Consider the following 24,750-nt stretch of genomic DNA (forward strand, 5'->3'; position numbering starts at 1 on the left):
GTCTCCAGGCGGATGTCGAGCGATCACTGCTGGTCGGACCGAATACGGTGAACGTCTGGTTGGTGCGACCCGAACACGCCGAGACGCACTCGCCGACATCGTGGTCTAGCGTGGGCATGCTGGCAGCGACGGCTGTCCGTCTTCCCACCGGAGTGCTGCCACCGCACTGGACAGTTGCCGACGGCGCGCATCGAGCACGGCAAGTGGGTGTGAATCGAGGAGCGTCACTCCGTGCCGATCGACTGGCGTCTCCTCGTCGTCGAGCTAGATATGGGAGGGAGTAGTTGATCGAGAGAGCCGACACAGCCCGACTGCGACTCAGTCGTCCGCCGGGACCGGGTCCTCGGCCGTGACGAGGTCGGCGGCCTTCTCCGCGATGGCGATGGTCGGGGCGTTCGTGTTCCCGCCGACGAGGGTGGGCATCACGCTCGCGTCGACGACACGCAGGCCCTCCACGCCGTGAACCCGGAGTTCGTCGTCGACGACGGCCATGTCGTCGTCGCCCATCTTGCACGTTCCGACCGGGTGATACACCGTGTGGCAGGTTTCACGGATGTGCTCGCGCAGCTCCGCGTCGGTCTGAACGTCCTCGCCCGGCCAGATCTCCTCGCCGCGGTACTCGTCGAGCGCGCTTGCGTTGGCAATCTCTCGGGCCTCTTTCAGCCCCGCGAGGAGCACCTCCATGTCACGCTCGTCGGTGAGATAGCGCGGGTCGATGACCGGGTCGTCGAACGGGTCGTCGGAGGCGAGCGTGATACGTCCGCGGCTCTCCGGGCGGAGTTGCGTGGCCCCGATGGAGAAGCCCATCCCCTCCTCGGGGTTGGCGAACCCGTGTTCCATGAAGTAGACGGGCGCGAAGTGGTACTGGAGGTCGGGCGCCGGTTCGTCCTCGCTCGTGCGGGTGAACGCTCCACTCTCGCCGATGTTCGTCGAGGGGGCGGGGTCCTCCGGCCCGGCGGTCCGATCGTAGACCGCGAACGCGAACAGGTGGTCCTGCAGGTTGCGCCCGACGCCGGGCAGGTCGACCACCGGGTCGATACCGTGGTCGGCGAGGTGGTCGGCCGGCCCGATACCCGAGAGCATGAGCAGTTGTGGAGAGTTCACCGCGCCGCCACAGACGACGACCTCGCCGTCTGCATCGGCGGTGTGGCGCTCGCCGTCCTGTTCGAACTCGACGCCGACCGCCCGGTCGCCCTCGACCCGTATCTCGGTCACCTGCGCGCCCGTCTCGACGGAGAGGTTCTCGCGGTCCAGCGCGGGCTTGATGTAGGCGGCGGCGGTCGAGAACCGCTGGCCGTCCTTCTGCGTGACGTGGTAGTGGCCCGTCCCGGCCTGCTGGGCGCCGTTGAAGTCGTCGTTGCGCTCGATACCAGTCTCGGCGGCCGCATCCACCAGCGCCCCGGACGTCGGGTGGGGGTCGGCGGCCTCGGCCACGTTCAGCGGGCCGCCCTCGCCGTGGAACTCGTCGGCGCCGGGCTCGAAGTGCTCCGCCCGCTTGAAGTACGACAGCATCTCGTCGTACCCCCAGCCTTCGTTGCCCAACTCCGCCCACGTATCGTAGTCGTAGGGGTGCCCCCGGATGTAGATCATCGCATTGATCGAACTCGACCCGCCGAGGGTCTTCCCGCGGGGCCAGTAGAGTTCGCGGTCGTGCAGTTCGGTCTGGGGCTCGGTCGAGTAGTCCCAGTCCACCTCGCTCTTGAACAGGTGCGGGAACAGGGCCGGGACGTGTATCTCCTCCTTCTCGTCCGGTTTCCCCGCCTCCAGTAGCAGGACCTCTCTCTCTCCGTCCTCCGAGAGTCGGTGTGCCATTGCGCAACCCGCCGAGCCGGCGCCCACGACCACGTAGTCGTATGAGGTGTGCTCACTCATACCGAGCGCTCAGGACTGCCGTGACTTATAGATGTACCACGAAATGACGGTTCCAGTCGTATACACAAACCAAATCCGTGGGGCCGTCTCGGGGAGCGTTCACCTTGGTCCGGCCCGGGGTGGCGGGGGCGGCGGGCAGCGCCATCCCCCACACGGGGGTACATCTCGACACGCCGTATCACATCCCAGAAGACCGGCCACGAAGGACCCGACCGCCCGTCTCGAGGTTGTGGCTGCGCGCGGAGCGGAGCGAGCACGGAGCGGTGGGTGGGGAGGCGGGGCGGGTTCGGGACCCACCAAAAGAGGGCCGTCGGCCCTAGTCGGCCTGCACCATCTGGGCCGCCGTCGGTCGCTCTCGCTCGGCGATGGCCACCAGCTCCCGAGCGTACGTTGCGATGCGTCCCTTCGAGGTCGGCAGCGTCACCTCGACCGCCGCGACCACCTCGTCCTGGATGAGCCACTTCCCCTCAGTCAACCGGTCAGCCGCGTAGACAGCCGCCCCGGCGACCGTCATTCGCGACGTCCCCGGCCCAACTGGGACCGCATCGGCCACGTCCAACAGCCCGTCCGCCACCCGGACCAGTTCGAGCGCCTGCCTAAGGGTCAACTCGACGCCCACCTGCTCCAGCCCCTCGACGACCAGGTCGACCGCCCGCTCTCTGACCACCGGGGCTTCCAAGCCCGCCTCTGATCGAATCTTCCGGGCTGCCGCGCACACCCGCTCTTCGTCCGTCTTCGTGTACTCGGCCACTTCGGCGGGCGTCCGCTCGAAGCTCGTCTCTCGGCAGGCCAGCAGCACCGCTCCGCCCGCCAGCGACTCCCACGCCATCCGCCCGCCCGGCAGCCACGCATCGCTCGCTGCCTTCAGATATCGTGCTGCATCGCCCAGCACATGGTCCGGCAGGCCCAGATTCGCGCCGAGGAGTCGGATGTCGTGGAACCCCTCGTTCAGCCGCTGGTCACGCTTATCAGCCATCGTGAAGCGCTTGTGTCTCGCCTTCAGCCGCCCCATCCGACTCCGCTGGGTCGGTGAAAGTGAGTTGCCCTTCCCATCTGACCCGAGGAAGAACGTCGTCACCAGGCCCTTGTCCACCCGGAGGTGGTCGACCGGCTCGACCGCCCACTCACCGATTCGTCCGGATGTCGTGGGCGCGTGTGCCTGCAACGTTGGCTTCAGGTCCACGTCCTCCACCCTGACCACCAGTCCACACCGCTCACACACCCACTCCACGGCCATCGACCGCACCCGACCTTCGCACTCGGGGCACCGCGACTGCCCCTCACTACGCTCGTCGACCCGTCCCTCGCCGTTACCGTCTCGACCCGAAACAGGGGGCCGTTCCGTGTTCGCCGTCCATTCGCCGATACCCTCTTTACCGATCGTGTTGCTACTACTCATTGGTCTTACCAGACCGAAGGCGTCCTCGCGACGCCGACCAACCCCGCCACAACGGGGTTTCATCGACACCGAATCGACCAGCCTGCGCGCCGCTTCGCGCCTTCACTGAGCGCCCCTGGGCGCGAAGTGGCGCGTTACGAGTCGCCGCCGCAAACAGCCGTGCGCGTCAGCCCAGCCCGCGAAGAGTGGCCAGCTTTATGCCGGTTCTCGCGTCGGCGAGCGGCGGTTGGCGAGCCGACCGAAAGCGCGCATAATGCTGGCGTGCCGGGGAGGCACGAACGCAGAGCGGGCGCCCGGGCTGGCGAGCAGGGCGCACGTTGAACACGCACCAGACAACCGGAAGACGACGCTTCACGACACGGGCAACCGGGGGGGACTGAAAGGGGCCGGGCGGTCGTGGAGCGAGACCCCGTAAGCACCGAGCTTGCGAGGCGCGCAGCGTGGGTCGCAGCCCGCGAGCGTCCGGGGGCTTTCGAGGCAGTCGTGACTCGGTTCGACGCCCGCTGTATTCCACCATTCGTCACACTGATACGGCCGATGCATACACGCTGGAGTAGCCGAAGGAATGGTCGATGTACGGACCCCACACCTGCTTCACCGAGCGCTACCCCCGACAACGACACGCCTCTCTCCCAATCGCCGGGAGGCGGTCATGAATCGCGAGACGGAAGCAGCGAGCGACAGCGACGCCACCCCAGGCGACACCAGGCCATACATTCACGTCCGGCCGACCGGGACACCACTCGACCCGCAGACGATCGCCGCGCAGTTCGAGCGCCTGCACGGCCTCGTCGAGGTGACGAACTCGGGTGCCTCGGGTATCAGAGACGCACTGTTCGAGACGACCACGCTCCGTGGCGCGCTGGCGCTGGACGAGGAAACTCCGGTCCGCCTCGAAGTCCTCCTCGTCGCACCTGGTGGCCCCGAGCCAGCGCTCGAGTACTACCTCGGGTGCGAGCCGGTGAGTCAACTCGAGCGGATCGAGCGGAGCTACGAGCTGTTGTTTCCCGGCGGATACGAACTCACGCGACGTGAACTCTCACTCACGGATCGACTGTCATCGCGTTCCACCCGAAGCGAGGGGGCCGACACGGCCACGGTCGAGGACACGGAAGCCGACGCCCCGACGCCGGTTCGAGCAATCCAGTGGACGGGTCGCGGCGAGCGTCGCCAGGACTGGCAGACACGGCTCACGCCTTACGCCGCGTTCGAGGACGCCGAGGAGGGGCGCTCGACGGCGCCACCACTGGCAGAGGTCGCGTCTCTGCTGGCCAACGCACCCTACCCGGCGGTGTATCAGGCGCTTGCCGAGCCATTCGAAGACTACACGTGGGCGGTCGAGCTCCGAGAGGACGACCTGAAAGAGGGCGTCGAGACCTGGGGTGGAAAGCTCGCCGCCCTCATCTGGGGGACGCCCTCTGAGCGCAAGGCGAATCGTGAGGCCAAGCGCAGAGTCGAGCAGCGCCACCGAAGACACAGCGAGTACGAGCCGAGTTCGTACTGGGGGGACTACGACACGGGCTCGACGACGTCGAGCGACTCGGCGTCCGAGCGCAACTACTCACGGTTCACCGAGTCGCGGCTGGCCGACCTCGAGACGAAGGACGCGACCCACGCGTTCGCCGTCACGGCCAGAGCGGTCGTCTGCGAACCACCAATCGACTCCACGGACCACCACACAGCACCGGAGCCACCCACACAGGCCACGGACGGCGGCCCGACGCTCGCCGAGGACGTGACGCGACCGCCAACTCACCCAGCAGAGAACGCCCGCACGGCGGAGACTGCGGCGTCTGAGAGCGGCTCGACCGAGACGGTCACCGACACCCGGTCGCTCGACGGGCTCATGGCCGCGCTGTGCGACGTGCTCGAGCACGCCGGCGGCGAGCACTACCACCTCGAAGGGCGCGAGACCAGCCCCGAGAAGACGTGGGCTGCGCTCCTCGGTCGAGACCACGCAGCCCCGGACCACGACCGCTTCACCACCTGGTTCCCGTGGACGCAGAACCGCTCGGCCTGTATCGTCACCGACCCGAGCACGCTCGGGCTGTTCACGCTCTGTAGCGGCGCGACGCTCCCCGAGCCCGCTCGTCGGGCACTCGCGCCCACGCCCGCCGAGCAACGGGCGCTCGAGCCGCTCTCGGCCGAGCAGGTCAAGCGCTACCGGACCACGGGCTTCACGCTCGGCCGCCTCTTGGATCACAACGACGAACCGGGCGACCTGCTCGCGCTGCCACCAGCGCTCCAGTCGCGTCACACGGCTCTCTTCGCGCCGACCGGTGCCGGCAAATCGACCTTATTCGAGCGAGCCATCGTCGACAACCGCGCCGCCACCGATGGCGCCGATATCGCGATCCTCCCGAAGGGCGACGGGATGGCCGACGAACTCCTCAAGGCACACTTCGCTCGCTACGGAACTCTCGACGATGTCTACTACTTCGACTGCGCTGACGTGCTCCCTGCGATGGGCTTTTTCGACATCCGGGCCGACCTGGAGGTGGGTATCTCCCGTGAGACGGCGGTCGACGACCGCATCACCCACTACGTGGAGATCGTCAAGGGGCTGATGGGCGCCGACGCCTACGGAAGCGCGAAACGGAGTACAGACGTCCTCACGTACCTGTTGCGCGCCCTGTTCGACCCCGTGAACGGGTCGGACGCGTTCTCACACGCCGAACTCGTGGACGCGGTGGCGCGAATGACGGCCCGACAAGCCCCGCCGCCGGTCATCGACGACGACCTCGCCGCCCTCCTCGAGGGTGTCGTCGCCAACCGCGGTGATTCGTTCGATGCCATCATGCAGGGTGTCTCGACCCGTATCGAGAAGGTGCCGGCCGACCGCCGACTCGCCCGCCTGTTCGGCTACGTCGCCACGACCGACTCCGAGGACGCCTCTCCGAGACACGTCACCGTCGACGAGCCGGAACCCGACAGCACGGAGCCGCGTTTCGACCTCGACGCGCTGTTGAACGAGCGCGCGACCATCATCATCGACACGGGCAGCCTCCGTGGCGACGCCCGCCGCGCCATCACGCTGGTCGTCCTCTCGCAGTTGTGGGCCGCCCTCCGCCGACGGGCCGCCAGCGATGGTGACGACGACCGCCCGTTCGTCAACTGCTACATCGAAGAGGCCGCGACGGTCGCGGATACGGGGCTCCTTGGTGAGCTTCTCTCGCAGTCACGAAGTTTCGGCCTCGGAATCACGCTCGCGATGCAGTTCCCTCGCCAGCTGCAGACGGCCTCGCAGCGAGCCTACGACGAGGTGTTGAACGACGTCGGCACCATCCTCGCCGGGCCGGTGCAGTACGACCCACGCCTCGCCGAGCGACTCGCGACCGACGAGATCGACGCAACCGCGATGGCTGCCCGACTCCGAAGGCTCCGCGCCGGCCAGTGGCTCGCCACCCTCCCGGCCCCGTTCGGCAGCAGCCCACCACAGCCGTGTCTGCTCGCCTCGCCTGCCCCACCACGAGGCCACCCCGCCAGCGACGAGCCACTCGACCGAACCGAGCAGGTGCTGTACGAGGCTGCTGCTGCCCGATGCCTCCACCGCACCGTTCAGGAGGCCGGCCTCCCACTCAGCACGACACAGCGCTACACACCAGACGGCACGCCCGCAGAACCCAGCCCCGAAGACGACGACGCCCGCCGCCCGCGGGTCGATACGCCCCTGCCCTACACCACACGGTTCCCGAGGGGGCTTCGCTACGATGCCGAGCGCCACGCCATCGTCTGTGCCCGTTGTGAGTCGACCTACGACCCCGACGCCGAAGGGATGCGCCGTGCGCTCGCCTGTCACCCGCGGGGGCGAACGGACCCCGACGACGTCCCTATCACCGAGCTGACGCTCAAGCTCAGCCCGACCGAGCGCCACCACACCGGCTACACGGACGCCCAGCTCATGTTCCTCCAGGCCGTCTACAACGCCCAGCAAGGGCGCTACCGGGCGCCAGAGTTCGACCTCGTCTTCGACACCATGCTCCGACTCCAGGAGTACGTCGGCATCGACACCGAGGCCGTCGACGAACTGCTCGACGCCGGCGTACTTCGCCACGACGGCGACCACCCACAGCGCCTCTACACCGTGGCAACCGAAGGCCGACACCTCCTCAACGAGGGCCACCGGCAGGGCATCGCCTTCGGCCACGCCACGGGCGACCTCGGCGAGTCCAGCCAGCACACCCTCGGCGTCGAAGCCGGCCGCCGATACCTCGAGACGAACTATCTCGACGACCCCGACTCACCAGTAATCGAGATCGTCCCCTACTTCGAGCCGAATCACGATGCCATCAACCCGTCCGGAAACGCTGAACGCCTCGACGTCGTCGGCCTCGATAGGGAGGGCGAGGTCGTCATCGTCATCGAGGTCGAACGCATCAACAACGACCTCGCCGAGGCTGCCCCCGCCGACTTCGACAAGATCGCCGCTTGCGACCCCGAGGAAGCCATCTGGATAACGATGACCCAATCGGACGGCCACCGCCTGTTGCGTGCGCTCAACGACCCCGCAGACGGCGAGCCACGCGTCACTCAGACGTACGCAGAGACGACGGCCCTCCAGCGATTCAACCTCGACACCCCCGGGTGCACGGCTATCTACCCGGTGACGTGGATTCGCGACCGAATCGACCGAGACGGATGATAGCTCCCCAGCCTGGAGGCTGAGGGTTCAAATGGTAACTCGCAGGCTTTGTTGAAACCCTCAGTTGATGATAGGTAGTTTGGGCTGTGCTGTACAGGACGCGAGGCGGTCACGCACCCGACATCAATTCATCTCGAACCGTGGCGGCAACCTCCTGTTGGGTCGTCTCGTCGACCCGCTCGCCATTCCACCCTAGGTCGAGCGCATCGTCTCCGTATCGAGGAAGGATGTGAACGTGGGCATGGGGTACGTCTTGTTCCGCCGTGACGCCGTTCTCTTGGACGAGAGCGAAGCCGTCGAGTCCGTAGGCCGTTTCGAGCGCAGCTGCAACGTGGTGAACGGTTTCGAATACCCTCCCGGCCAGAGATTCCGGCATGTCGGTCGTGGTCTCGTAGTGGGTCTTGGGAATAACGAGCGTATGTCCCCGAGTCGCCGGTTCGATATCGAGGAAGGCGAGCGTATGCTCGTCCTCGTAGAGTCGATATGCAGGCGAATCCTCGGCGACGATAGAGCAAAACACGCAATCGGTCATGATCGGTCAGTTCACCACACGACGAATAATTCCACCGGCTGGCAGTACAATGCATCTCGTTCGTACAGCGTCCACCCTCTGTATCACTCACCGACGTTCTGCCAGACCCCGAGTAGGTCTCGCTGGCTCTGCTGTATAGCAGGCGCGGGTCGGACACGACGGATGGGCCGTGAGCGCCTGCTCGAGTCATCCGAAAGATACGAGAGATCGGGCGCCCGGCGTTGGCGTGGTAACCGGAGGGGTGAATCTTTATTCGCCATAGACCCGTGGTCTGGGGTATGGCTCCCAGTATCTGGGAGCTGTTCGTCTCCCTGTTCAGTCGGGGGGAACCGGAGGACGACGAGGCTGCGCCAGAGGACGATGAGAGACGATTCGTCCCGTCGCCACTCGACCTGTCTGTACGAGCCGGACACGGGGGAACGGACGGTGAACGCCTGCGGGAGCTCTCCAAGATCGACGAACGAGTCCGCGAGATCGAGGAACATCACCAGGATAGCCCAGACCGGGACGCCTGACGAACTCCGTGATGGATGCCCCCTGCCAGTAGGCCGGGGGTTAATGTTATTTGCTTGTAACGTGTTGTCGAAGCTCATGCCACCCGAGACATTCCGGAAGTTGGGCCATCAGGGAGTTACGCGCCGCGGTGTGCTCCGCTCGATCGGGGCCGGCGGAGTCGGAATGGCTGCAGGCGTTGGGGGCAGCCACGCGACGCCCGGACAGTCAAGTGAGCAACTCGATCCGCCAACAATTCGCGGCAGCGTCAGGCAGGTACACGTCATCCGAGCCGAACCAGATGCGACGGTACGGCTCATCGCGAAGGGTGGTGAGGAGGTCGCCACCGCGACCGCAGACCAGCTCGGGTCGGTGCTCTTCGAAGAGATCGACCCTGGACGGGGATATCAGGTGACGCAGACGGTCGGTGGAACCGAGAGCGACCGCTCGCGTGCCGTTCGCGTGCTCCCGGTCGACTACACGCCGCCAGACGGCTTCTACCAGAGACAGAAACTCGATTCTGGCTACAACTACATCGAAGTCCGCGACGGGGTCGAACTGGCGTGTCAGGTGAAACTCCCTGACGCCGACGAGTGGGGCGAGCCGCCATATCCGGCCGTCATCGACTACTCGGCGTACGAGCCGTCCGTCCAGTTCTACGACAGCCTCGACGACCGGTTCCTCGCACGCGGCTACGCCGTCGTCGGCGTCAACATGCGGGGTTCCGGTTGTTCCGACGGCGCGTTCGACTACTTCGAGCATCTGCAGGCGCTCGACGGCTACGACATGGTCGAGGCGATCGGCGCCCAGAAGTGGGCCAACGGCGTCGGCCTGGTGGGCAAGTCCTATCCCGGTATCTCACAGCTGTTCGTCGCCGCCACTCGACCACCGTCGCTCAAGGCTATCGTGCCCGGACACGTCGTCGGCGAGTTCTATCGGGATGTCGCGTACCCAGGCGGCATGTTCAACGCCACCTTTGCCGGCAGTTTCGCCACCGAACGTGACGCCACCACGGCCCCAGGTGGCGAGTACGCCGGTGTGGAGCAACGCATCGACAACGGCGACGATGTCTGCGATGCGAACCAGTTGCTGCGGCTCCAGAATCCCGGGCTCTTCGATCAACTCGCCAGCAACCGCTTCGACACGCAGTACTTCCAGAACCGGGCGCCGTGGACGTTCGTCGATCAAATCGACGTGCCGACACTGCTGGTCGAATCCTGGCAGGACGAGCAGGTTGGCTCGCGGGCAACACGGCTCCTCGAGCGATTCGACACGCCCCAGCCCGTACGCTTTATCGGCTCGAACGGCGATCACGGGGAGTACTACGGCGAGACGATCCTGGAGGACATCTATCGGTTCCTCGCGTACTACCTGAAGGAGGAAGTTCCCGAGGGAGAGAGCGGCTCCTACGAGGAGGCTCTGGCGGCGTACGAGAGCGAGGATCCCGTGGAGATTTACTGGGAGCTCGACCACGACCGCAACCCTCGGTTCAGCACATCGTACGGGACGTGGCCACCAGCACAGACAGAGACGTGGCGGCTCTACTTCCAGCCGGACGGTAGCCTCGCCTCATCGGAACCAGACGACACCGAGGCGTCGACGAGCTACGAGTACGACCCGATACTGAACCCGCTCGGCCAGCTCGTCCCACGCAACGACGACGACCAACTCCAGTGGGGACAGCAGCCTGACGGCACCTACGTTGCGTTCGTCTCCGACCAGCTCGACTCCGAGCACGTACTCCTCGGGTCGGCGAGCGTCGAGCTCTGGCTGCAGTCCGACGCCGACGATACCGACATCGAGGTAACCCTCTCGGAGGTTCGGCCAGACGGCACGGAGATGTACGTCCAGAACGGCTGGCTCCGAGCGAGTCACCGAGCGGAAGATGCCTCGCTGTCGAAGCCGCGACGCCCGTGGCACACGCATCAGGCGAGCGATCAGGTGCCGCTGCCGGATGGGTTCTCGAAGCTCAGGGTCGAACTCTTTCCGTTCGGACACGTGTTCCGGGCTGGTTCACGCGTCAAGGTGGCGATCGAGACACCGGGCGGGAACCGCCCGTTGTGGGGTTTCCAGCTGATTCCAGAGGAAGCGATCAACACTGTCGCCCATTCGTCGGTGCGACCGTCGAGCGTCGCCCTGCCGCTTCTCCCAACCGAGACGACTGAGACAGATCGCCCCGACTGCGGAGCGGTGAGCAACCAACCGTGTCGACCGGTGGGTAACACTGACGAGTAACCTGCCCCACCGGCAGCTCTGAGGCACTCCACCGAATTGGCGGGATTTGAAAGCGAACCCGGACCACCGTTTCGGCGGCCGAGCCTGCGACGGCTCGCAGGGGCTCGCCGACTCCATCGCCAACAACCGCGATGATGTCACCGACAAGCACGGCCACCGGCCGCTGTTAGTGATGCCGAACGGGAAGACGAAGGGACACCACAATAGTCGGGTACGGCGGGTCCCTCTGCACCATCCGGTTAATCTGGCTGGTGGAGAGGGTCGTACTCGATACGGCTATCTCCTCCGGCGGTAATGTCACTGCGGCAGATAACGTATGGCAGCAACGACCGGTCAAGCAGTAGAAGGCATCGAGCAGTCGCCCACGGTGGGCCGCTGGAACTATCTGACGGTGGGCGGCCTCGCCGCACTGATCGAGGCGGCCATCTACGTGGCCGGTATCGCGTACTTCCTCGTCGTCCTCGATTTCGCGAGCGTCACCGGGGCGCTCCAGCAGGTCGAACTGTTCGTCGCGAACGAGGCGAGTCTATCCGCGATGTACCTGCTCATCTACGTGGTCTTCGGCATCGTGCTGGTGGCGCTCGTTCTGGCGCTCCACGAGCGGCTCGCGGCCGGTGCACCGATGCTGATGCGAGCGACGACGGCCTTCGGACTCATCTGGGCCGGGCTCGTCATCGCCAGCGGGATGATCGCCACTCTCGCGACGGGCGTCGTCGTCGACCTCTACAGCACCGACCCGACGCAGGCGACGACGGTGTGGCTGGCGGTCAGTCCGGTCATCGACGGGCTGGGCGGCGGTAACGAGATCGTCGGGGGCGTCTGGACGCTGCTCGTGAGTGTGGTCGCCCTCCGGACACGAGCACTCCACCGACTCGTGAACTACTTCGGCCTCGTGGTCGGGGCTGCAGGCATCCTCTCGGCGATTCCAGCGCTCGGCGAGATCGGCGGTGGCATCTTCGGGCTCACCCAGATCGTCTGGTTCGTCGCGCTCGGCATCCTCCTGTTAGGCGCAGGACGCCGTGAGGTGTCGACATCCCTTCGAGAGGAGTGACTCAAACAACCGTGGTCTGAGTCGAACACGGACGGCTTGCTGAACATACGCTCCGTGTCCAGCAGGCACCTCCCGATTGCGCTTCGACTACTCGGCAGGTGTGCTCTCACTTTACGCTCTCTGGCGTCGTACGCACCCTCGCTATGACATCGAGTGTCGAAGAACAGTCAGTCAAGAGTCGCACGCAGATGCGAGCCGTCGTGGCCGAGCAGTACGGGCCTGCGGATGTCCTCCACGTCGAGGAGGTCGCAACGCCGATCCCCGACGACGACGAGGTGCTCGTTCGGATCCATGCCACGGTCGTCGGCCCGCCGGACTCCGCCGCTCGGGAAGGGCGTCCGTTCCTCATTCGGTTCTTCAACGGTCTCAGACGGCCGAAAGCGGTACCGGGTGACGTGTTCGCTGGCGAAATCGTGGCAGTTGGTCGGGACGTCGTGCAGTTCGCTCCCGGCGACGACGTGTTCGGAACCGCCGCTCCCGGGAGTGGCGCGCACGCCGAGTATCTGTGTCTCCCCGCGGACGGGGCCGTGGCCGTCATGCCGTCGGAACTCACCTACAGCGAGGCCGCGGCCGTCTGTGACGGTGGGCTGACGGCGGTGGCGTTCCTGGAAGATCACGCGCACCTGCAGGCGGACGAGTCCATCTTGGTCAACGGGGCGTCCGGGTCGGTCGGGACGGCTGCCGTGCAGATCGCGAGCGAGCTCGGTGCGACGGTCACCGGCGTGTGTAGCACCGCGAACGTCGAGTTGGTGCGATCGCTCGGCGCGCAGACCGTGATCGACTACACGACCACCGACTTCGCGGCGACCGACACGACGTACGACGTCATCTTCGACGCCGTCGGCAAGCGACCGTACTCGACGTGCAAGGACTCGCTCGCCCCCGGTGGGCGCTACCTCACGACCGTCCTCTCGGTTCGAATCCTGCTGCAGATGCTGTCGACTCGGCTGGTGGGTGACAAGCGAGCTGCCTTCGCTGCCACCGGGCTGGGGTCGGCGGAGACAAAGCGCGAACACCTCCATACACTCCGCGACCTGGTCGAATCGGGCACGTTCCGCCCGGTGATCGACCGAGCGTACGCACTGGACGACATCGCCGACGCACACCGGTACGTCGATACCGGGCACAAAGTGGGGAGCGTACTCGTCACGGTGGAGTAAACCACCCGCTGTAGCGCGCTCGTGGCGGGCTAAACGACGGTGGGAGCCCGAGAATGGTGTCCCATCTCTCTGTGTAGGAAGAACACGAGGTAGAGAACGACGGGACGCTACGTCCACCTATTGCATCGGGTAAACTGTCCCTGACTTCATCTCGGTAGAGCCCGCAGATACTGCCCGAGGAAGAGTGCGTTCACGGCACTACCGCAGAGCCCGAGAGACGCGTTTAACAACTACTCGGGCCGGCCTGTGACGCCTACTAACTGCCACCGATGCCGTGAGGATCCGCGTCTGGTGACTCGTCAGCGCGGAGTACCAGTCTTCACCACCCGCTGTGGACTGTACCCGGTGAAGACGGCAGGCCGGGTGGGCCGAAGCGATAGTGGATTACGACAGATGAAATGAGACTATTGCTCCCAAGGCTAATATGCTCGCGTCCACGAGACGACGTATGACCGACGTCCCCGCCGACGTGAACGAGCGCGTCACAGAGGAGTGGAAGACGGACACCACGCCCGGTGAGCGCGTTCGCACCGTAATGAAGCGGACGTACGACCCGCAGTCGGTCGCCAACATCGCCGAGCGCGCGTTGACCTCCGAGACGACCGCACGTAAGCACCTCCGCGTGCTCGCCGAGGATGGCTTCGTCGAGGAGGTCAGCACCCCCGAGGAGCGGGGAACGCGCTACCGCCGGGCCCCCCGCTCGGTTGTCCTTGAACGGGCCCAACAGATGCTCGACTCCATCGACATCGAGACGCTGTCGGCACGCGTCGCGGAACTGCGCGAGAGCGTCCGTGAGTTCGAGGAACGGACTGGCGCGGAGTCCCCGAGTGCGGCCGCCGTCGACGACGCGGAACTGAGTGCCGAAGCGGTGACGGAGTGGCAGACAGCGCGCCGGAATCTGAAGCTCGCGCGGGCCGCGCTCGCGCTCGCCGACGCGGAGGAGACCATCGGAGACGACGCCGGAGCGGGCGACAGCAGCGAGCCGGCCAGCCTCCTCGGTTGATTCGATGCAGGAGGCCGAACCACACTCACTGCGAGGGGCGATCGACGCAGGGGCGCTCCACGACTTCCGGACGGAGTTCGAACGTCTCGAACCGGTGGCGAGTGGCTCGCTGGACGACCCGGTGAGTCCCGATGAACTGCGGCTCCGGCTCGACGACGGCATCGGGACGGCGACGAGTGCCACTATCACCGTCCGGTGGTCGGTACAGAGCGACTACAACGTCCACTACAGCGACGATGCGGGTCGAAACCTCCGGTGGGACGTGCATCCGCACGACTATCCTGTCCCCGACGGTGACGGCCACTACCACCCGCCACCGGACGCGTCGAACGATGAGGATGATGTCGAGGAATCCTGTATCGGGGTCACGGAAATCGTCCTCGTCGCCCGGGCCGTCCACCAGCTGTGGCGGGTAGGCTACGACAGCGGGACTGTCGACCCCCTCAACGACGCGGACAATCCACCCTGAGAGAGGTTGCTATCTCCTGTCGATGGAGCACGACGCGGTCTACGAGTCCGTACCGACCTCTCGGTGCGAGTATCGAACACGGGATGGCGACTTCTCGACCGCTGACACTGATGAAGAGACGCGTTTGACAACTACTCGGCGCGGTCTGTGACGCCTACTAACTAACCGCCGGTTAGAGGCTGGGCGATCGTTCCCAGTATTCGACAGCTCCCACTCCCCTTGCTGCATAGAGGGCGCAAGTCTTCCACGATGGCTCAGTTCATTCAAGCTCGTTGTGATCGGTCAGTAGAGGGCGCACATGCAGCACTCCTCCCCCTAATATGCCCGTGACTGTGGGAACACCGGGTTCGAACTTTCTTGTGTGTCCTGCTATCGGGGCCCGGTTCGACACTTCCTACCCGAGCGTTAGTCGCTGCCCGTGAGCAAGGGTTAGTCTGAGCAGTAAGGTCCTGACAGGCCCGCACACTTCCAGTAGAAACAATAAGATGCATTTCAGACATGAATGGTATGGAGAGTAGCGGGGACGAGGGGGACGACGACCACAACGTCATTCAGGTTGGAGACAGAGAGGATGTCGAGTTGATGTATCGGTTCTATACGGACCTTCGGGACGAAATCAACCAGAGCATCGAAACCCAGAACAAGGTCGTCATCGGTGGCGGAGTCCTGATAGGGCTCGCTTACGGACTACAACTGAGCGGCGTCCTTGATGAGCTCGTCATGAAGAACCCGACGCTGAAGCTGATCATCGCCGCACTTCCGACGCTGATTATCCTCACAATCTCACTTTGGATCGTCGAGCAGAGCCGAATGATGCGCGCGGGGCACTATCTCGCATTCATTGAGAACAAAATCAATTCCGAACTGGACGGGGTCTACCTCACGTGGGAGAACTGGCTCCAGGACAGCGAGAAGCCGATCTACCACGACGCCCACTATGTGGGCCAGGTCGTCGGGTACGTTCTCTTCCTGTACGGGCTGGCAGTCCTCGGGTTGCTCATGTACGCATACGAACTGCTCGAACTAACGGTCGGTTCCGTAATGTCGCTCTCCATCCCTTGGTTTTCGATAGAGTTTCTGTACTTCATGCTGAACATTGTCCTTCTCCTCTATCTATCGAAGTATACGTATCTCATAATTTTTCATGACACGGATACCGATGCCGACTTCGACAGCTTCCGCAAGTGGGAGCAGGGATATGCCAAGGATAAGGCGTTTGGCGTCACTTACCAGCACAAAATGAAGACCGACGAAGATAGCCCAGACGCTTAGCCACTAGTGCCGGATTCTCACCAGCGGGGGGCTCAATATACTCTCCTCACTACCCGGGGTTTTCCGACTCCAATCGGCGAGGAGTAACATCGCTCTTTCTTCAGATCTTGCCCAGATAACCGACAATGTCCTCCGGTAGGGTGCCCTGGTTCTGTTGCTCCAACTGCGACGGTGTCACAGTATTACAATTTGCTACAATTCACCTGGTGGTATCTTCACCGGTCAATGCACACCTCAACGCAGCAGTTAATTCGTCCGACTGGGCGGAAATCAAGGATGGTCAACTGCTGCATAGATGCTCTGTATCTTGCACGGTAGTTCTACCAGCCTCCGAGTAGGTTCCGGCGACGTGCTGTATAGAGTGCGCGAGTCGGGCACTGCAGAAGTATGGTCCGAATGAGTTGGAAAGCCAGCTATCTCTCAGTTCTATGTCTGTCCGGTCGGCACGACCATCAACTCTGTCACGTTCACGTGTTCGGGTTGCAATGTCGCATACACTATCGCGCGAGCGATGTCCTCGGGTGCGAGCATAGGCATGTCCAGCTCGGCGAGGCGTTCCAGTACCTGTTCGTCGGTGATATGTGTCGGGAGCTCCGTGTCGACCGCTCCTGGTTCGATGACCGTCGTCCGAATGTTCTGCGTCGTGACCTCCTGTCGAACTGCTTCGGTGAACGCGTTGACGCCAAACTTCGTCGCGTTGTACCCGCTGACATTCGCACTGGCGCGGCGTCCTGCGACGGACGAGACGTTGACGATGTGCCCGCCGTCTTGGTCTTGCATGACTGGGAGTACGGCGTGGGTGAGGTTCATCAATCCGAGGAGGTTGACCTCGACCATCTGTCGAAGGTTCTCCCGCGAGGCACGCTCCAGCGGTTCGACGAGCATCACACCGGCGTTGTTGACGAGAATATCGAGTCGTCCGTACTCGTCCGTGACCGTCCCGACCAACGAGTCGATGTCGTCTTCATCAGTTACGTCGGTGGGAACGACCAGCGCGTCGCCACCGTCGGACTCGATTCGTTCTGCGAGTGTTTCGAGTTCCCCGGCACGACGAGCGGCGAGAACGACACTCGCACCCTCGTCGGCCAGTGCTTCCGCAGTTGCTTCGCCGATTCCGGAGGATGCGCCGGTTACGATTGCGACGTGGCCAGCTAGATTTGACATCACCCACCACTATGGGTCGACTACTCGTGTACGTTGCACTCATCAGTAAGTCCATTTAAATAGTGGCTCGGCTGGTTAGGTCGACAGCTCGTCACGAGGACTAACAAAGCGGTTCCGGGTCACGGTCAACTGATCTCGTTGCTCCGGGAGGTTCGAGACGACAAGGCGAGCCTGTGTCGTCAGACCATGCGGTCCACGACGCGGTCGTAGACGCGGTCACCGCCGAACCTTCGGGCGGCGATAAGCGGCTTTGCGTACTGACCGATGGCGTATCGGGCCTTTGGGTTGCGGGAGCGAACGGCCCTCCGAATGGCCTTCGCGACGACCTGTGGGTCGGACCCGTCACCGGCGGCTTCTCGGGTCGTTTCGGCTAATTCATTGGCTAGCTCGGCATAGGGGCCGCTTCCGCTCCGTTCAAGCAAGCCATCCACCATGATGTCGCTCCATTCGGTTTTGATACTCCCCGGTTCGATGACCACCACATCGATGCCGTGTGGAGCGACTTCGTAACGAAGACAGTCGCTCCAGCCTTCGAGTGCGTGTTTCGTTGCATGGTACCACGCCCCCATCGGTGTCTAAATTTTCCCGCCCATACTGCTGACGTTGATTATTTTGCCGGAGCCCTTCTCGCGCATCGTGGGGAGGACGAGTTGCGTGAGGCGAGCGAGACCGAACAGGTTGACCTCAAACTGGTAACGGGCGTCTTCCATCGGCGTCTCTTCGACGCTGCCGTAGAGACCGAACCCGGCATTGTTGACGAGAATGTCGATTCGCCCGAACTCTTCGGTGACCGTCCCGACCAGCGACGTGAGGGCTTCGTCCTCGGTCACGTCTGCCGGAACGACGAGCGCCGTGCCGCCGTCCGATTCGATAGTGTCTGCGAGCGCTTCGAGCTTCTCGGTGCGACGGGCAGTGAGAACGACTGTGATACCCTCCTTAGCCAGTGTCTTCGCCGTCGCTTCGCCGATTCCAGATGATGCGCCAGTGACGAGGGCGACGCGTCCAGTGGTGCTTGACATTACACAGTAGGACGTTAGTTCGAGACGAGAGTGCTGTACTAAGCTGTAAGTGTGTTTAAATACTGGTTCGGACCGAGCGTCTGGCTGATGAGCTGCTGCTCCGCTCGCCGAAGGAGATCAGACGCGGACGCGGCGGCGATACCGAGTTCGTCAGCGAGTTCCTGCGTTGACATACTGCGCGGAGAGTCGTAGTAGCCGCCATCGTACGCAACAGAGAGCGCCCGGTGCTGTTTATCCGTGAGCCCAAACCGATCACGTTTGCCGGGATTTTCAGGATCCGAAGCGATGTTGAGCAGCTCGAACGGGATGTCGTACACCTCACATCGGTCTCGGAGTGAACTGAACGCCTCATAGTTCGAAAACACCTTCAGCTCTCGCACCCCCTCGCCGGTGACTGCGGCTTTTAGCAGGACTCCTTCGAACTCTCGCGGGTCGTGGGAGTTGAGTAGTTCCGATGTACTGTCGATGGTCACCTGATAGAGCCACCCGTCCGCCGTCTCGCCGATCGATGTGACGCTGGTGACCTCTGGTTGGACATCTACTCGTCGCTCGAAGGCGTCCTTCGATTCGTCGTCGACGCTGACGTTGACGAGGTGACGACCGTCTCCGAGTAGAACGGTGTTCGTAATCGAGAGCTCATGACTCGGGAGCTCTCGCGCGAGGTCAACCAAGGGTAATGTGGGGTCTGCGAGGAGAATCTCTGCGACGATTGCCATAGTGAGTGGATGGGCCCCAGAGACATAATCTACAGCGGCTCAGAACGGATTCGATCGGAGATGGGGATGTGGCATCCCAAACGGCGAGCAATTGAGTTGTTTGGCCACTCACTATCGAGCGTATTCACCGAGATAGACCTCTTCAGATCGCTGAACTCATCCTCTCAGTCGGTCACAGCGTTAGTGGCAGCTCCCCGGCAGTTCGATTGGTCCGTGCTGAATGCACAGCGCGAGTCGGTCACGAGTGAGTAGTCGGAACGAGCTGATTGGCGTGGTCGATACGGGCACAGAATCGACTCGCTACCATCCGAGAGCGAACGAGGTGAGAGAACGGAGATGGTACCCTCTTCGACGGCGGTTTCGATCGTAGCCCTCGGGCTCAGTCTTCGTGAGTCGACGTGGGAGTTTCGACGTCCTCGTCTTCCGGAATCACCGTGCTCGCCCCGGTGTCGTCCGCCTGCACTATCGGGCCAGCACCGATGGTGTGTTCCTCGATCCACTCGCGGGTATCGACCGGCACGAACCGCCCCTCGTCTTCGATCTGATATCGGATCGGCTGACCTGGTTTGACCGGGAGTACCTCGGATTCGTCTACGACGACGGTTCCGTTTACGACCACGTATGGGATACCAGTCGACGGTAGACCGTTCTCCCCGTGTTTGTAAGTCGAATTGTCGGTCACTGCCTCGGGGTCGAACAGCGTCAGATCGGCGATTTTCCCCACTTGGACGCGGCCTCGCTCTCTCATGTCGTTGACGCCGGCGTCCCCGAGGTGCTTCGCAGGCCAGTAGCTCAACTGAGCGAGCGAGAACATCAGCGGGACGTCGTGCTCTCGACCGAGCCGTAGCGTCTTCGCCTTCGCCCCTGCCGTGCGCGGATGACCCGCGTACGACTCGTAGTCGGCGTCCCACGGCAGCAGCTCACCGTCGTCTCCGACGCCGGCCATTGCGTCGGTGGCCACGGTCATGTGCGGTATCTGTAACCAGTACGGTATCCACCGCTTTCGCGTGGGAAAGAACACGACGATGGTGTGGCCAGGGTCCTCCTCGACCAGGTTCTCGTACGCTTCTTTGTCCAGGAACGAGTCTGCCCCCGGATCGTAGATCGTCTCCTCGTAGACGTTCCCGTACGTCTCTTCCCACAGTTCGGGGCGGAGAAAGTCGGCGCTGACCACGGTCGATCCGGCGTCGTACGGATAGTGCTCTCCCCACACATTGTATCCCTTCTCACGAGCGAGCCGAAGCTTCTCCTCGTTCTCCCACCACCCGTAGTCGTTGTCGTGACACAGGATCAACGGAGCGTCGAGTAGCATCGCGTTGGTGAGCACCTCGTCGAGGCCGATCGGCGCCTCTGTCGGCGTCTGGCTACTCAGGTGGTATCGAGTGTGGACCGACGTGAGCCTGCCGTAACGTGCGGCCGTCCGCTGAGCCTCGAACTGCTCGTAACTCGTCATTCCACGGGCCATGTACGCCGCGCCGACGCCGACCCCGAGGGCACCCTGGCGGAGGTCCTCGTCCAGGAGCTCCATGATCTGGTTCATGTGTTCGACGTCGCTCCGGGTGACAGACCAGCCTTGGACGCCGTCTGCTGCGGATTCGTTGAGATAGCGCGGCCCGTTCGAGAAGTCGATCGGTTCGTCGATGTCGACCTCGGGATCGTGGACGGCTAACCGGGCGAAATTGAGGCTGGCGGTCGTGCCGTAGTTCACCTGCCAGCCGTCCGCGGCCTTCTCGTCGTACCAGTCACCGACGTGGAGCGCGCCGAGTTCGAGGTCCATGCCGGTCGTCGTCCCGTCGCGGAGCGCCAGTTTCGTGGCGAACGGATCGACCGCGTGGAAGTGCGTGTCGATGAAGCCAGGGGCGACGACGAGCCCGGTGGCGTCGATGACCTCGTCACCGGAGAGGTCGTCAGTGGTAATCGCCTCGATACGGCCATCGTTCACGCCGACGTTCCGGACTGCATCGAGCATCGTTTCCGGATCGATAACCCGTCCGCCGGAGAGGACGAGGTCGTACTGTTGCGCACTCATGATTGCTCAACCAAGGACGGGCATTCGGAAGCGTGGCGTCTCTGGTTGGCCACCGAAATGACGACCTCCGTCTTTGTTATGTCCTCACCCCCGTTGGCTGAGCGTCCCCTCGCTGCCAGTTGTCCCATCCCGGCACCCAAGTAACAAGCGCATACCCTGTCGGTCGTCGATTGTGATGGCAGGTCGGGAGAGATACGTTGCGACAATCTCCGTCGTGGACGCCGTGCTTCGACGTCGGCCCGTTCCGTACGTCGAACGGGTACTGTAGGTCGGAGCGCTCGCCACGGTCGTCCACTCCTCGAAGCGAATCACGACGCCATCAAGAGACCCGTCCGGGCGAACAGTATACAGATACCCCCCTGGGGTAGGTGGTGTATACACCCTCTGAGTCGGTCACGACCCTGCTGACAGACTTCAAGTAGTTCATCAAGTTACTTCTGGATACACAGCGCGTAGTGGGCATTCACGGCGCGGTGATTCGGTATACGAGAAGAGACACAGAGAGACGGAGGTACGTGTCATACCTGAATACGTCCCAACATTTTAACCATCGAATGCTCCTTCCCAGATCATGGAACACGGCCGACTCGTTCCGGTGGCGATGGCGATCCTCGGGTTCGCGGCTATCGGCATCGGCGTCTATCAGGGGTTAGTCCACGTCGCACCGGGATACGAGGGCACCATCATGTCCGGCTGGGACGGGAGCCTGAGCCACGAAGAGGTGCTGCTCGTGCAGCTTGGGGCGCTTGGTGTCGGCAGTGTGGTCGCCGGACTTCGGTGGAAACGCCTGTCGAGCCTCTCGTTCGTCATGGGCAGTATCGTTCTGTTCTATGCGGTTCGGGCGGTGTTCAATCTGTTCCAGTCGCCGAGGCCGCTCTACCGAGAGTTTTCCGTGCAGGGCGCCGGGTTCGAGGGTGACACCGTCATGTTGGTCCTCGGTGCAGAACCGTTCCTGCTCGCCGCCGGTGGGCTGTTACTCATCGGCGCGGGGCTCGCACCGTTCACGTCTCGACTCAGCAAGCGGGGCAGTGAGGGGGCGACCCCCAGACCGTCGCGGATATAACGACCCCGCTACTCGTCACCCCTGTCGAGGAGGTCGAAAGCACTCGCCTGCTGAATCCACCCTCTGTATCGGGCACGCCGTTGCTGACAGAAACCGAGTAGTTTGTGAGAGCGTTGCTGAATAGAGGGCGCAAGTCGGTCAATTCTGATGACAATCCATATTCGTCGTCTGTCCTGATTATCATGAATATTATTTAACTTATTTCTCCGCGTTTCGTACCACACCCACGAGTGTCGAACGGCACTCGGTTACCCCGGTGGTGGGGTCGTGTGAATTCGTTCACTTCGTGGGGGAGACAACGATGTCTGGACAAGAGTTTCACGGCCGTATCGGCCGAACGTACGACGAATCAGAGCCCTGGTGGCCCGAACAGACCCGTGCACCCGACGACGCACCGAACGTCCTCATGGTCGTCCTCGACGACGTCGGGTTCGGGCAACTGGGCTGCTACGGTGGCCTCGTCGACACCCCGAACATCGACCGACTCGCCGAGAACGGTCTGCGCTATAACAACTTCCACACGACGGCGCTCTGCTCGCCAACGCGCTCGTGTCTGCTGACGGGGCGGAACCACCATTCGAACAGTATGGCTGGTATCGCCGAGGCGTCGACGGGCTTCCCCGGCTACAACGGCCACATCCCTCACGAGAACGGGATGGTCTCGGAGGCGCTCGTCGAGGAGGGCTACAGCACGTACCACCTCGGGAAGTGGCACCTCACGCCCGCTGAATCCACCAGCGCCGCCGGCCCCTACGACCAGTGGCCGTTACAGCGAGGGTTCGAGCGGTTCTACGGCTTCCTCGGCGGCGACACCGACCAGTACACCCCGAGCCTCATCCACGACAACCACCAGGTCGAACCACCGGCGACGCCCGAGGAAGGCTATCACTTCACCGAGGACATCGCCCAGCGCGCCATCGAGTTCATCGGCGACGCCAAACAGGTCGACCCCGACAAGCCCTTCTTCACGTACTTCTGTCCGGGAGCGGCGCACGCACCCCATCAGGTCCCACAGGAGTGGATCGAGAAGTACGCCGGCGAGTTCGACATGGGCTGGGACGAGGCGAGAGAGATGATCCTCGAACAACAGAAGAAGGAGGGCGTGGTTCCGGAGGACACCGAACTCTCGCCGCAGAACGAGGACGTCCGGCGCTGGGATTCGCTCTCGGAGGACGAGCAGAAGCTCTACGCGCGGATGATGGAGGTGTTCGCCGGGTTCCTCGAACACACAGACGCCCAGATCGGGAAGGTGCTCGACTACCTCGAGGAACTCGGTGAACTCGAGAACACCCTCGTGATGCTCGTCTCGGACAACGGCGCCAGCGCCGAAGGCGGCCCGACCGGCTCCGTCGACGAGAACCGCTTCTTCAACAACGTCCCCGAAGACCTCGAAGAGAACCTCGAGGCGATGGACGACCTCGGCGGTCCCGAGTACTTCAACCACTACCCGTGGGGGTGGACGTGGGCCGGGAACACCCCCTTCCGGCGCTGGAAGCGAGAGACATACCGCGGCGGCGCGAGCGATCCGCTGATCGTCTCCTGGCCCGAGGGTATCGACGCGGAGGGTGAAGTGCGCGACCAGTTCGTCCACGCCATCGACGTCGCCCCGACCATCTACGAGGCCGTCGGCATCGACCCGCCCGAAGAGGTGAAAGGCTACTCCCAGTCGCCCATCGAGGGCCAGAGCTTCGCCTACACCTTCGACGAACCCGACGCCCCCGAACAGCACACCACCCAGTACTTCGAGATGATCGCGACGCGCGCCATCTATCACGACGGCTGGCGGGCGGTCCACCCGTGGCCGTTCGGACAGCGGATCACGGCCGAGGACCTTTCGGCGACCAGCCTCGAGGACTCGGGTTGGGAGCTGTACAATCTCGAGGAGGACTTCGCGGAGGCGAACGACGTCGCGAGCGAGCACCCCGAAAAGGTGCTCGAACTCGCCCAACTCTGGTGGACGGAGGCCGGCAAACACGACGTCCTCCCGCTCGACGGCCGCGGCGTCGAACGACTGGGGGAGCCCAGGCCGCAACCGGGGAAAGCGCGCGACACGTACGTGTACCACCCCGGCGGGCAACACGTCCCCGAGAACGCCGCCGTGCGCGTGCTGAACCGAGACCACAGCATCACCGCCGACCTGACCGTCCCGGTGGGCGGCGCCGAGGGCGTCCTGCTCGCGCACGGGAGCCGGTCGGGCGGCTACAGTCTGTTCGTCGAGGACAACCGACTGCACTACGTCCACAACTACGTCGGCGTCGAGGAGTACCAGGTGTCGGCGGACGAGCCACTCCCCGAAGGCGACGTCTCGGTCAGGATGGAGTTCGAGGCGACCGGCGAACCCGACGTCGCGAACGGCGAAGGCGTCCCCGCGACGGTCAGCCTCTACTACGGCGACCAGCAGGTCGGCCAGGGCGACCTCCCGAAGACGGTCCCGAACATGATCGGAATCGTCGCCGGGCTGAGCTGTGGCAAGGACAGCGTCAGTGCGGTCACCGACATCTACCGTGACCGGAGTCCGTTCGAATTCACGGGCGACATCGCGCGCGTCACCGTCGATGTCAGCGGCGAACCGTTCGTCCACGAGGAGGCCGAACTGGACCGCATCATGGCGCGTGAGTAAGCAGAAGGACCG

The 24,750-nt window shown here is 63.7% G+C and carries 16 protein-coding genes and 1 pseudogene; 10 read left to right on the plus strand and 7 right to left on the minus strand.

Translation table 11 applies throughout. The annotated features are described in order from the left end of the window. Positions 1 to 318: 318 nt before the first annotated feature. Entirely contained in the window at positions 319 to 1,872 is a 1,554-nt protein-coding gene (locus N0B31_RS14835) for a GMC family oxidoreductase (protein WP_260592405.1), read from the minus strand. A 316-nt stretch (positions 1,873 to 2,188) separates the two neighbouring features. Beyond that, entirely contained in the window at positions 2,189 to 3,109 is a 921-nt protein-coding gene (locus N0B31_RS14840; protein ID WP_260592406.1) for a transcription initiation factor IIB family protein, read from the minus strand. An 814-nt stretch (positions 3,110 to 3,923) separates the two neighbouring features. Here N0B31_RS14840 and N0B31_RS14845 point away from each other — a divergent pair. Then, positions 3,924 to 7,913, plus strand: a complete 3,990-nt coding sequence (locus N0B31_RS14845; protein WP_260592407.1) for a type IV secretory system conjugative DNA transfer family protein — start codon at positions 3,924 to 3,926, stop codon at positions 7,911 to 7,913. Between the two features lie 109 nt (positions 7,914 to 8,022). On the opposite strand, the gene N0B31_RS14850 is transcribed toward N0B31_RS14845, so the two are convergent. Beyond that, positions 8,023 to 8,445, minus strand: coding sequence for an HIT family protein (locus tag N0B31_RS14850; protein ID WP_260592408.1), 423 nt, complete (start codon positions 8,443 to 8,445; stop codon positions 8,023 to 8,025). Between the two features lie 278 nt (positions 8,446 to 8,723). Here N0B31_RS14850 and N0B31_RS14855 point away from each other — a divergent pair, with 278 nt between their 5' ends. The 7 genes from N0B31_RS14855 (at position 8,724) to N0B31_RS14885 (ending at position 16,127) form a co-directional block, all read left to right on the plus strand. Then, positions 8,724 to 8,960 carry a hypothetical protein gene (locus N0B31_RS14855; protein WP_260592409.1) on the plus strand — a complete coding sequence of 79 codons (237 nt, stop codon included), beginning with the start codon at positions 8,724 to 8,726 and terminating at the stop codon, positions 8,958 to 8,960. A 76-nt stretch (positions 8,961 to 9,036) separates the two neighbouring features. After that, positions 9,037 to 11,172, plus strand: a complete 2,136-nt coding sequence (locus N0B31_RS14860; RefSeq protein WP_260592410.1) for a CocE/NonD family hydrolase — start codon at positions 9,037 to 9,039, stop codon at positions 11,170 to 11,172. A 316-nt stretch (positions 11,173 to 11,488) separates the two neighbouring features. After that, on the plus strand, positions 11,489 to 12,223 hold the full coding sequence (locus N0B31_RS14865) for a hypothetical protein (RefSeq protein ID WP_260592411.1): 735 nt from the start codon (positions 11,489 to 11,491) through the stop codon (positions 12,221 to 12,223). 143 nt (positions 12,224 to 12,366) lie between these two features. Beyond that, positions 12,367 to 13,383 (plus strand): NAD(P)-dependent alcohol dehydrogenase, encoded by a 1,017-nt coding sequence (locus N0B31_RS14870; RefSeq protein WP_260592412.1) that lies wholly within the window; start codon positions 12,367 to 12,369, stop codon positions 13,381 to 13,383. A 448-nt stretch (positions 13,384 to 13,831) separates the two neighbouring features. Continuing rightward, the gene (locus N0B31_RS14875) at positions 13,832 to 14,386 is read left to right on the plus strand and encodes a winged helix-turn-helix domain-containing protein (protein WP_260592413.1); all 555 of its coding nucleotides are present in this window, start codon (positions 13,832 to 13,834) and stop codon (positions 14,384 to 14,386) included. Between the two features lie 4 nt (positions 14,387 to 14,390). Continuing rightward, complete coding sequence (locus N0B31_RS14880; protein ID WP_260592414.1) at positions 14,391 to 14,855, plus strand: toxin-antitoxin system TumE family protein; 465 nt, start codon at positions 14,391 to 14,393, stop codon at positions 14,853 to 14,855. 507 nt (positions 14,856 to 15,362) lie between these two features. Next, the gene (locus N0B31_RS14885) at positions 15,363 to 16,127 is read left to right on the plus strand and encodes a hypothetical protein (protein ID WP_260592415.1); all 765 of its coding nucleotides are present in this window, start codon (positions 15,363 to 15,365) and stop codon (positions 16,125 to 16,127) included. A gap of 426 nt (positions 16,128 to 16,553) precedes the next feature. Here N0B31_RS14885 and N0B31_RS14890 read toward each other — a convergent pair whose 3' ends face one another. From N0B31_RS14890 to N0B31_RS14910, 4 genes and pseudogenes are all read right to left on the minus strand, one after another. After that, entirely contained in the window at positions 16,554 to 17,291 is a 738-nt protein-coding gene (locus N0B31_RS14890) for an SDR family oxidoreductase (RefSeq protein ID WP_260592416.1), read from the minus strand. A gap of 179 nt (positions 17,292 to 17,470) precedes the next feature. Further along, positions 17,471 to 18,310: pseudogene (locus N0B31_RS22700) on the minus strand (oxidoreductase). Positions 18,311 to 18,348: 38 nt separating this feature from the next. Continuing rightward, complete coding sequence (locus tag N0B31_RS14905; RefSeq protein ID WP_260592417.1) at positions 18,349 to 19,026, minus strand: helix-turn-helix domain-containing protein; 678 nt, start codon at positions 19,024 to 19,026, stop codon at positions 18,349 to 18,351. 379 nt (positions 19,027 to 19,405) lie between these two features. Further along, positions 19,406 to 21,055 carry an amidohydrolase family protein gene (locus N0B31_RS14910; protein ID WP_260592418.1) on the minus strand — a complete coding sequence of 550 codons (1,650 nt, stop codon included), beginning with the start codon at positions 21,053 to 21,055 and terminating at the stop codon, positions 19,406 to 19,408. Between the two features lie 571 nt (positions 21,056 to 21,626). Between N0B31_RS14910 and N0B31_RS14915 the strand changes: the two genes are divergently transcribed. Both N0B31_RS14915 and N0B31_RS14920 read left to right on the plus strand, forming a co-directional pair. Further along, positions 21,627 to 22,118, plus strand: a complete 492-nt coding sequence (locus tag N0B31_RS14915) for a hypothetical protein (protein ID WP_260592419.1) — start codon at positions 21,627 to 21,629, stop codon at positions 22,116 to 22,118. 301 nt (positions 22,119 to 22,419) lie between these two features. Beyond that, positions 22,420 to 24,738, plus strand: coding sequence for an arylsulfatase (locus N0B31_RS14920; protein WP_260592420.1), 2,319 nt, complete (start codon positions 22,420 to 22,422; stop codon positions 24,736 to 24,738). Positions 24,739 to 24,750 lie beyond the last annotated feature (12 nt).

The sequence above is a fragment of the Salinirubellus salinus genome (assembly GCF_025231485.1).
In the GTDB taxonomy this organism is placed as follows: domain Archaea; phylum Halobacteriota; class Halobacteria; order Halobacteriales; family Haloarculaceae; genus Salinirubellus; species Salinirubellus salinus.

What these genes read in the sequence shown, in the direction of transcription:
- N0B31_RS14835 (WP_260592405.1), bottom strand. Translation starts at nt 1,872, where the DNA reads ATGAGTGAGCACACCTCATACGACTACGTGGTCGTGGGCGCCGGCTCG.
- N0B31_RS14840 (WP_260592406.1), bottom strand. Translation starts at nt 3,109, where the DNA reads ATGGCCGTGGAGTGGGTGTGTGAGCGGTGTGGACTGGTGGTCAGGGTG.
- N0B31_RS14845 (WP_260592407.1), top strand. Translation starts at nt 3,924, where the DNA reads ATGAATCGCGAGACGGAAGCAGCGAGCGACAGCGACGCCACCCCAGGC.
- N0B31_RS14850 (WP_260592408.1), bottom strand. Translation starts at nt 8,445, where the DNA reads ATGACCGATTGCGTGTTTTGCTCTATCGTCGCCGAGGATTCGCCTGCA.
- N0B31_RS14855 (WP_260592409.1), top strand. Translation starts at nt 8,724, where the DNA reads ATGGCTCCCAGTATCTGGGAGCTGTTCGTCTCCCTGTTCAGTCGGGGG.
- N0B31_RS14860 (WP_260592410.1), top strand. Translation starts at nt 9,037, where the DNA reads ATGCCACCCGAGACATTCCGGAAGTTGGGCCATCAGGGAGTTACGCGC.
- N0B31_RS14865 (WP_260592411.1), top strand. Translation starts at nt 11,489, where the DNA reads ATGGCAGCAACGACCGGTCAAGCAGTAGAAGGCATCGAGCAGTCGCCC.
- N0B31_RS14870 (WP_260592412.1), top strand. Translation starts at nt 12,367, where the DNA reads ATGACATCGAGTGTCGAAGAACAGTCAGTCAAGAGTCGCACGCAGATG.
- N0B31_RS14875 (WP_260592413.1), top strand. Translation starts at nt 13,832, where the DNA reads ATGACCGACGTCCCCGCCGACGTGAACGAGCGCGTCACAGAGGAGTGG.
- N0B31_RS14880 (WP_260592414.1), top strand. Translation starts at nt 14,391, where the DNA reads ATGCAGGAGGCCGAACCACACTCACTGCGAGGGGCGATCGACGCAGGG.
- N0B31_RS14885 (WP_260592415.1), top strand. Translation starts at nt 15,363, where the DNA reads ATGGAGAGTAGCGGGGACGAGGGGGACGACGACCACAACGTCATTCAG.
- N0B31_RS14890 (WP_260592416.1), bottom strand. Translation starts at nt 17,291, where the DNA reads ATGTCAAATCTAGCTGGCCACGTCGCAATCGTAACCGGCGCATCCTCC.
- N0B31_RS14905 (WP_260592417.1), bottom strand. Translation starts at nt 19,026, where the DNA reads ATGGCAATCGTCGCAGAGATTCTCCTCGCAGACCCCACATTACCCTTG.
- N0B31_RS14910 (WP_260592418.1), bottom strand. Translation starts at nt 21,055, where the DNA reads ATGAGTGCGCAACAGTACGACCTCGTCCTCTCCGGCGGACGGGTTATC.
- N0B31_RS14915 (WP_260592419.1), top strand. Translation starts at nt 21,627, where the DNA reads ATGGAACACGGCCGACTCGTTCCGGTGGCGATGGCGATCCTCGGGTTC.
- N0B31_RS14920 (WP_260592420.1), top strand. Translation starts at nt 22,420, where the DNA reads ATGTCTGGACAAGAGTTTCACGGCCGTATCGGCCGAACGTACGACGAA.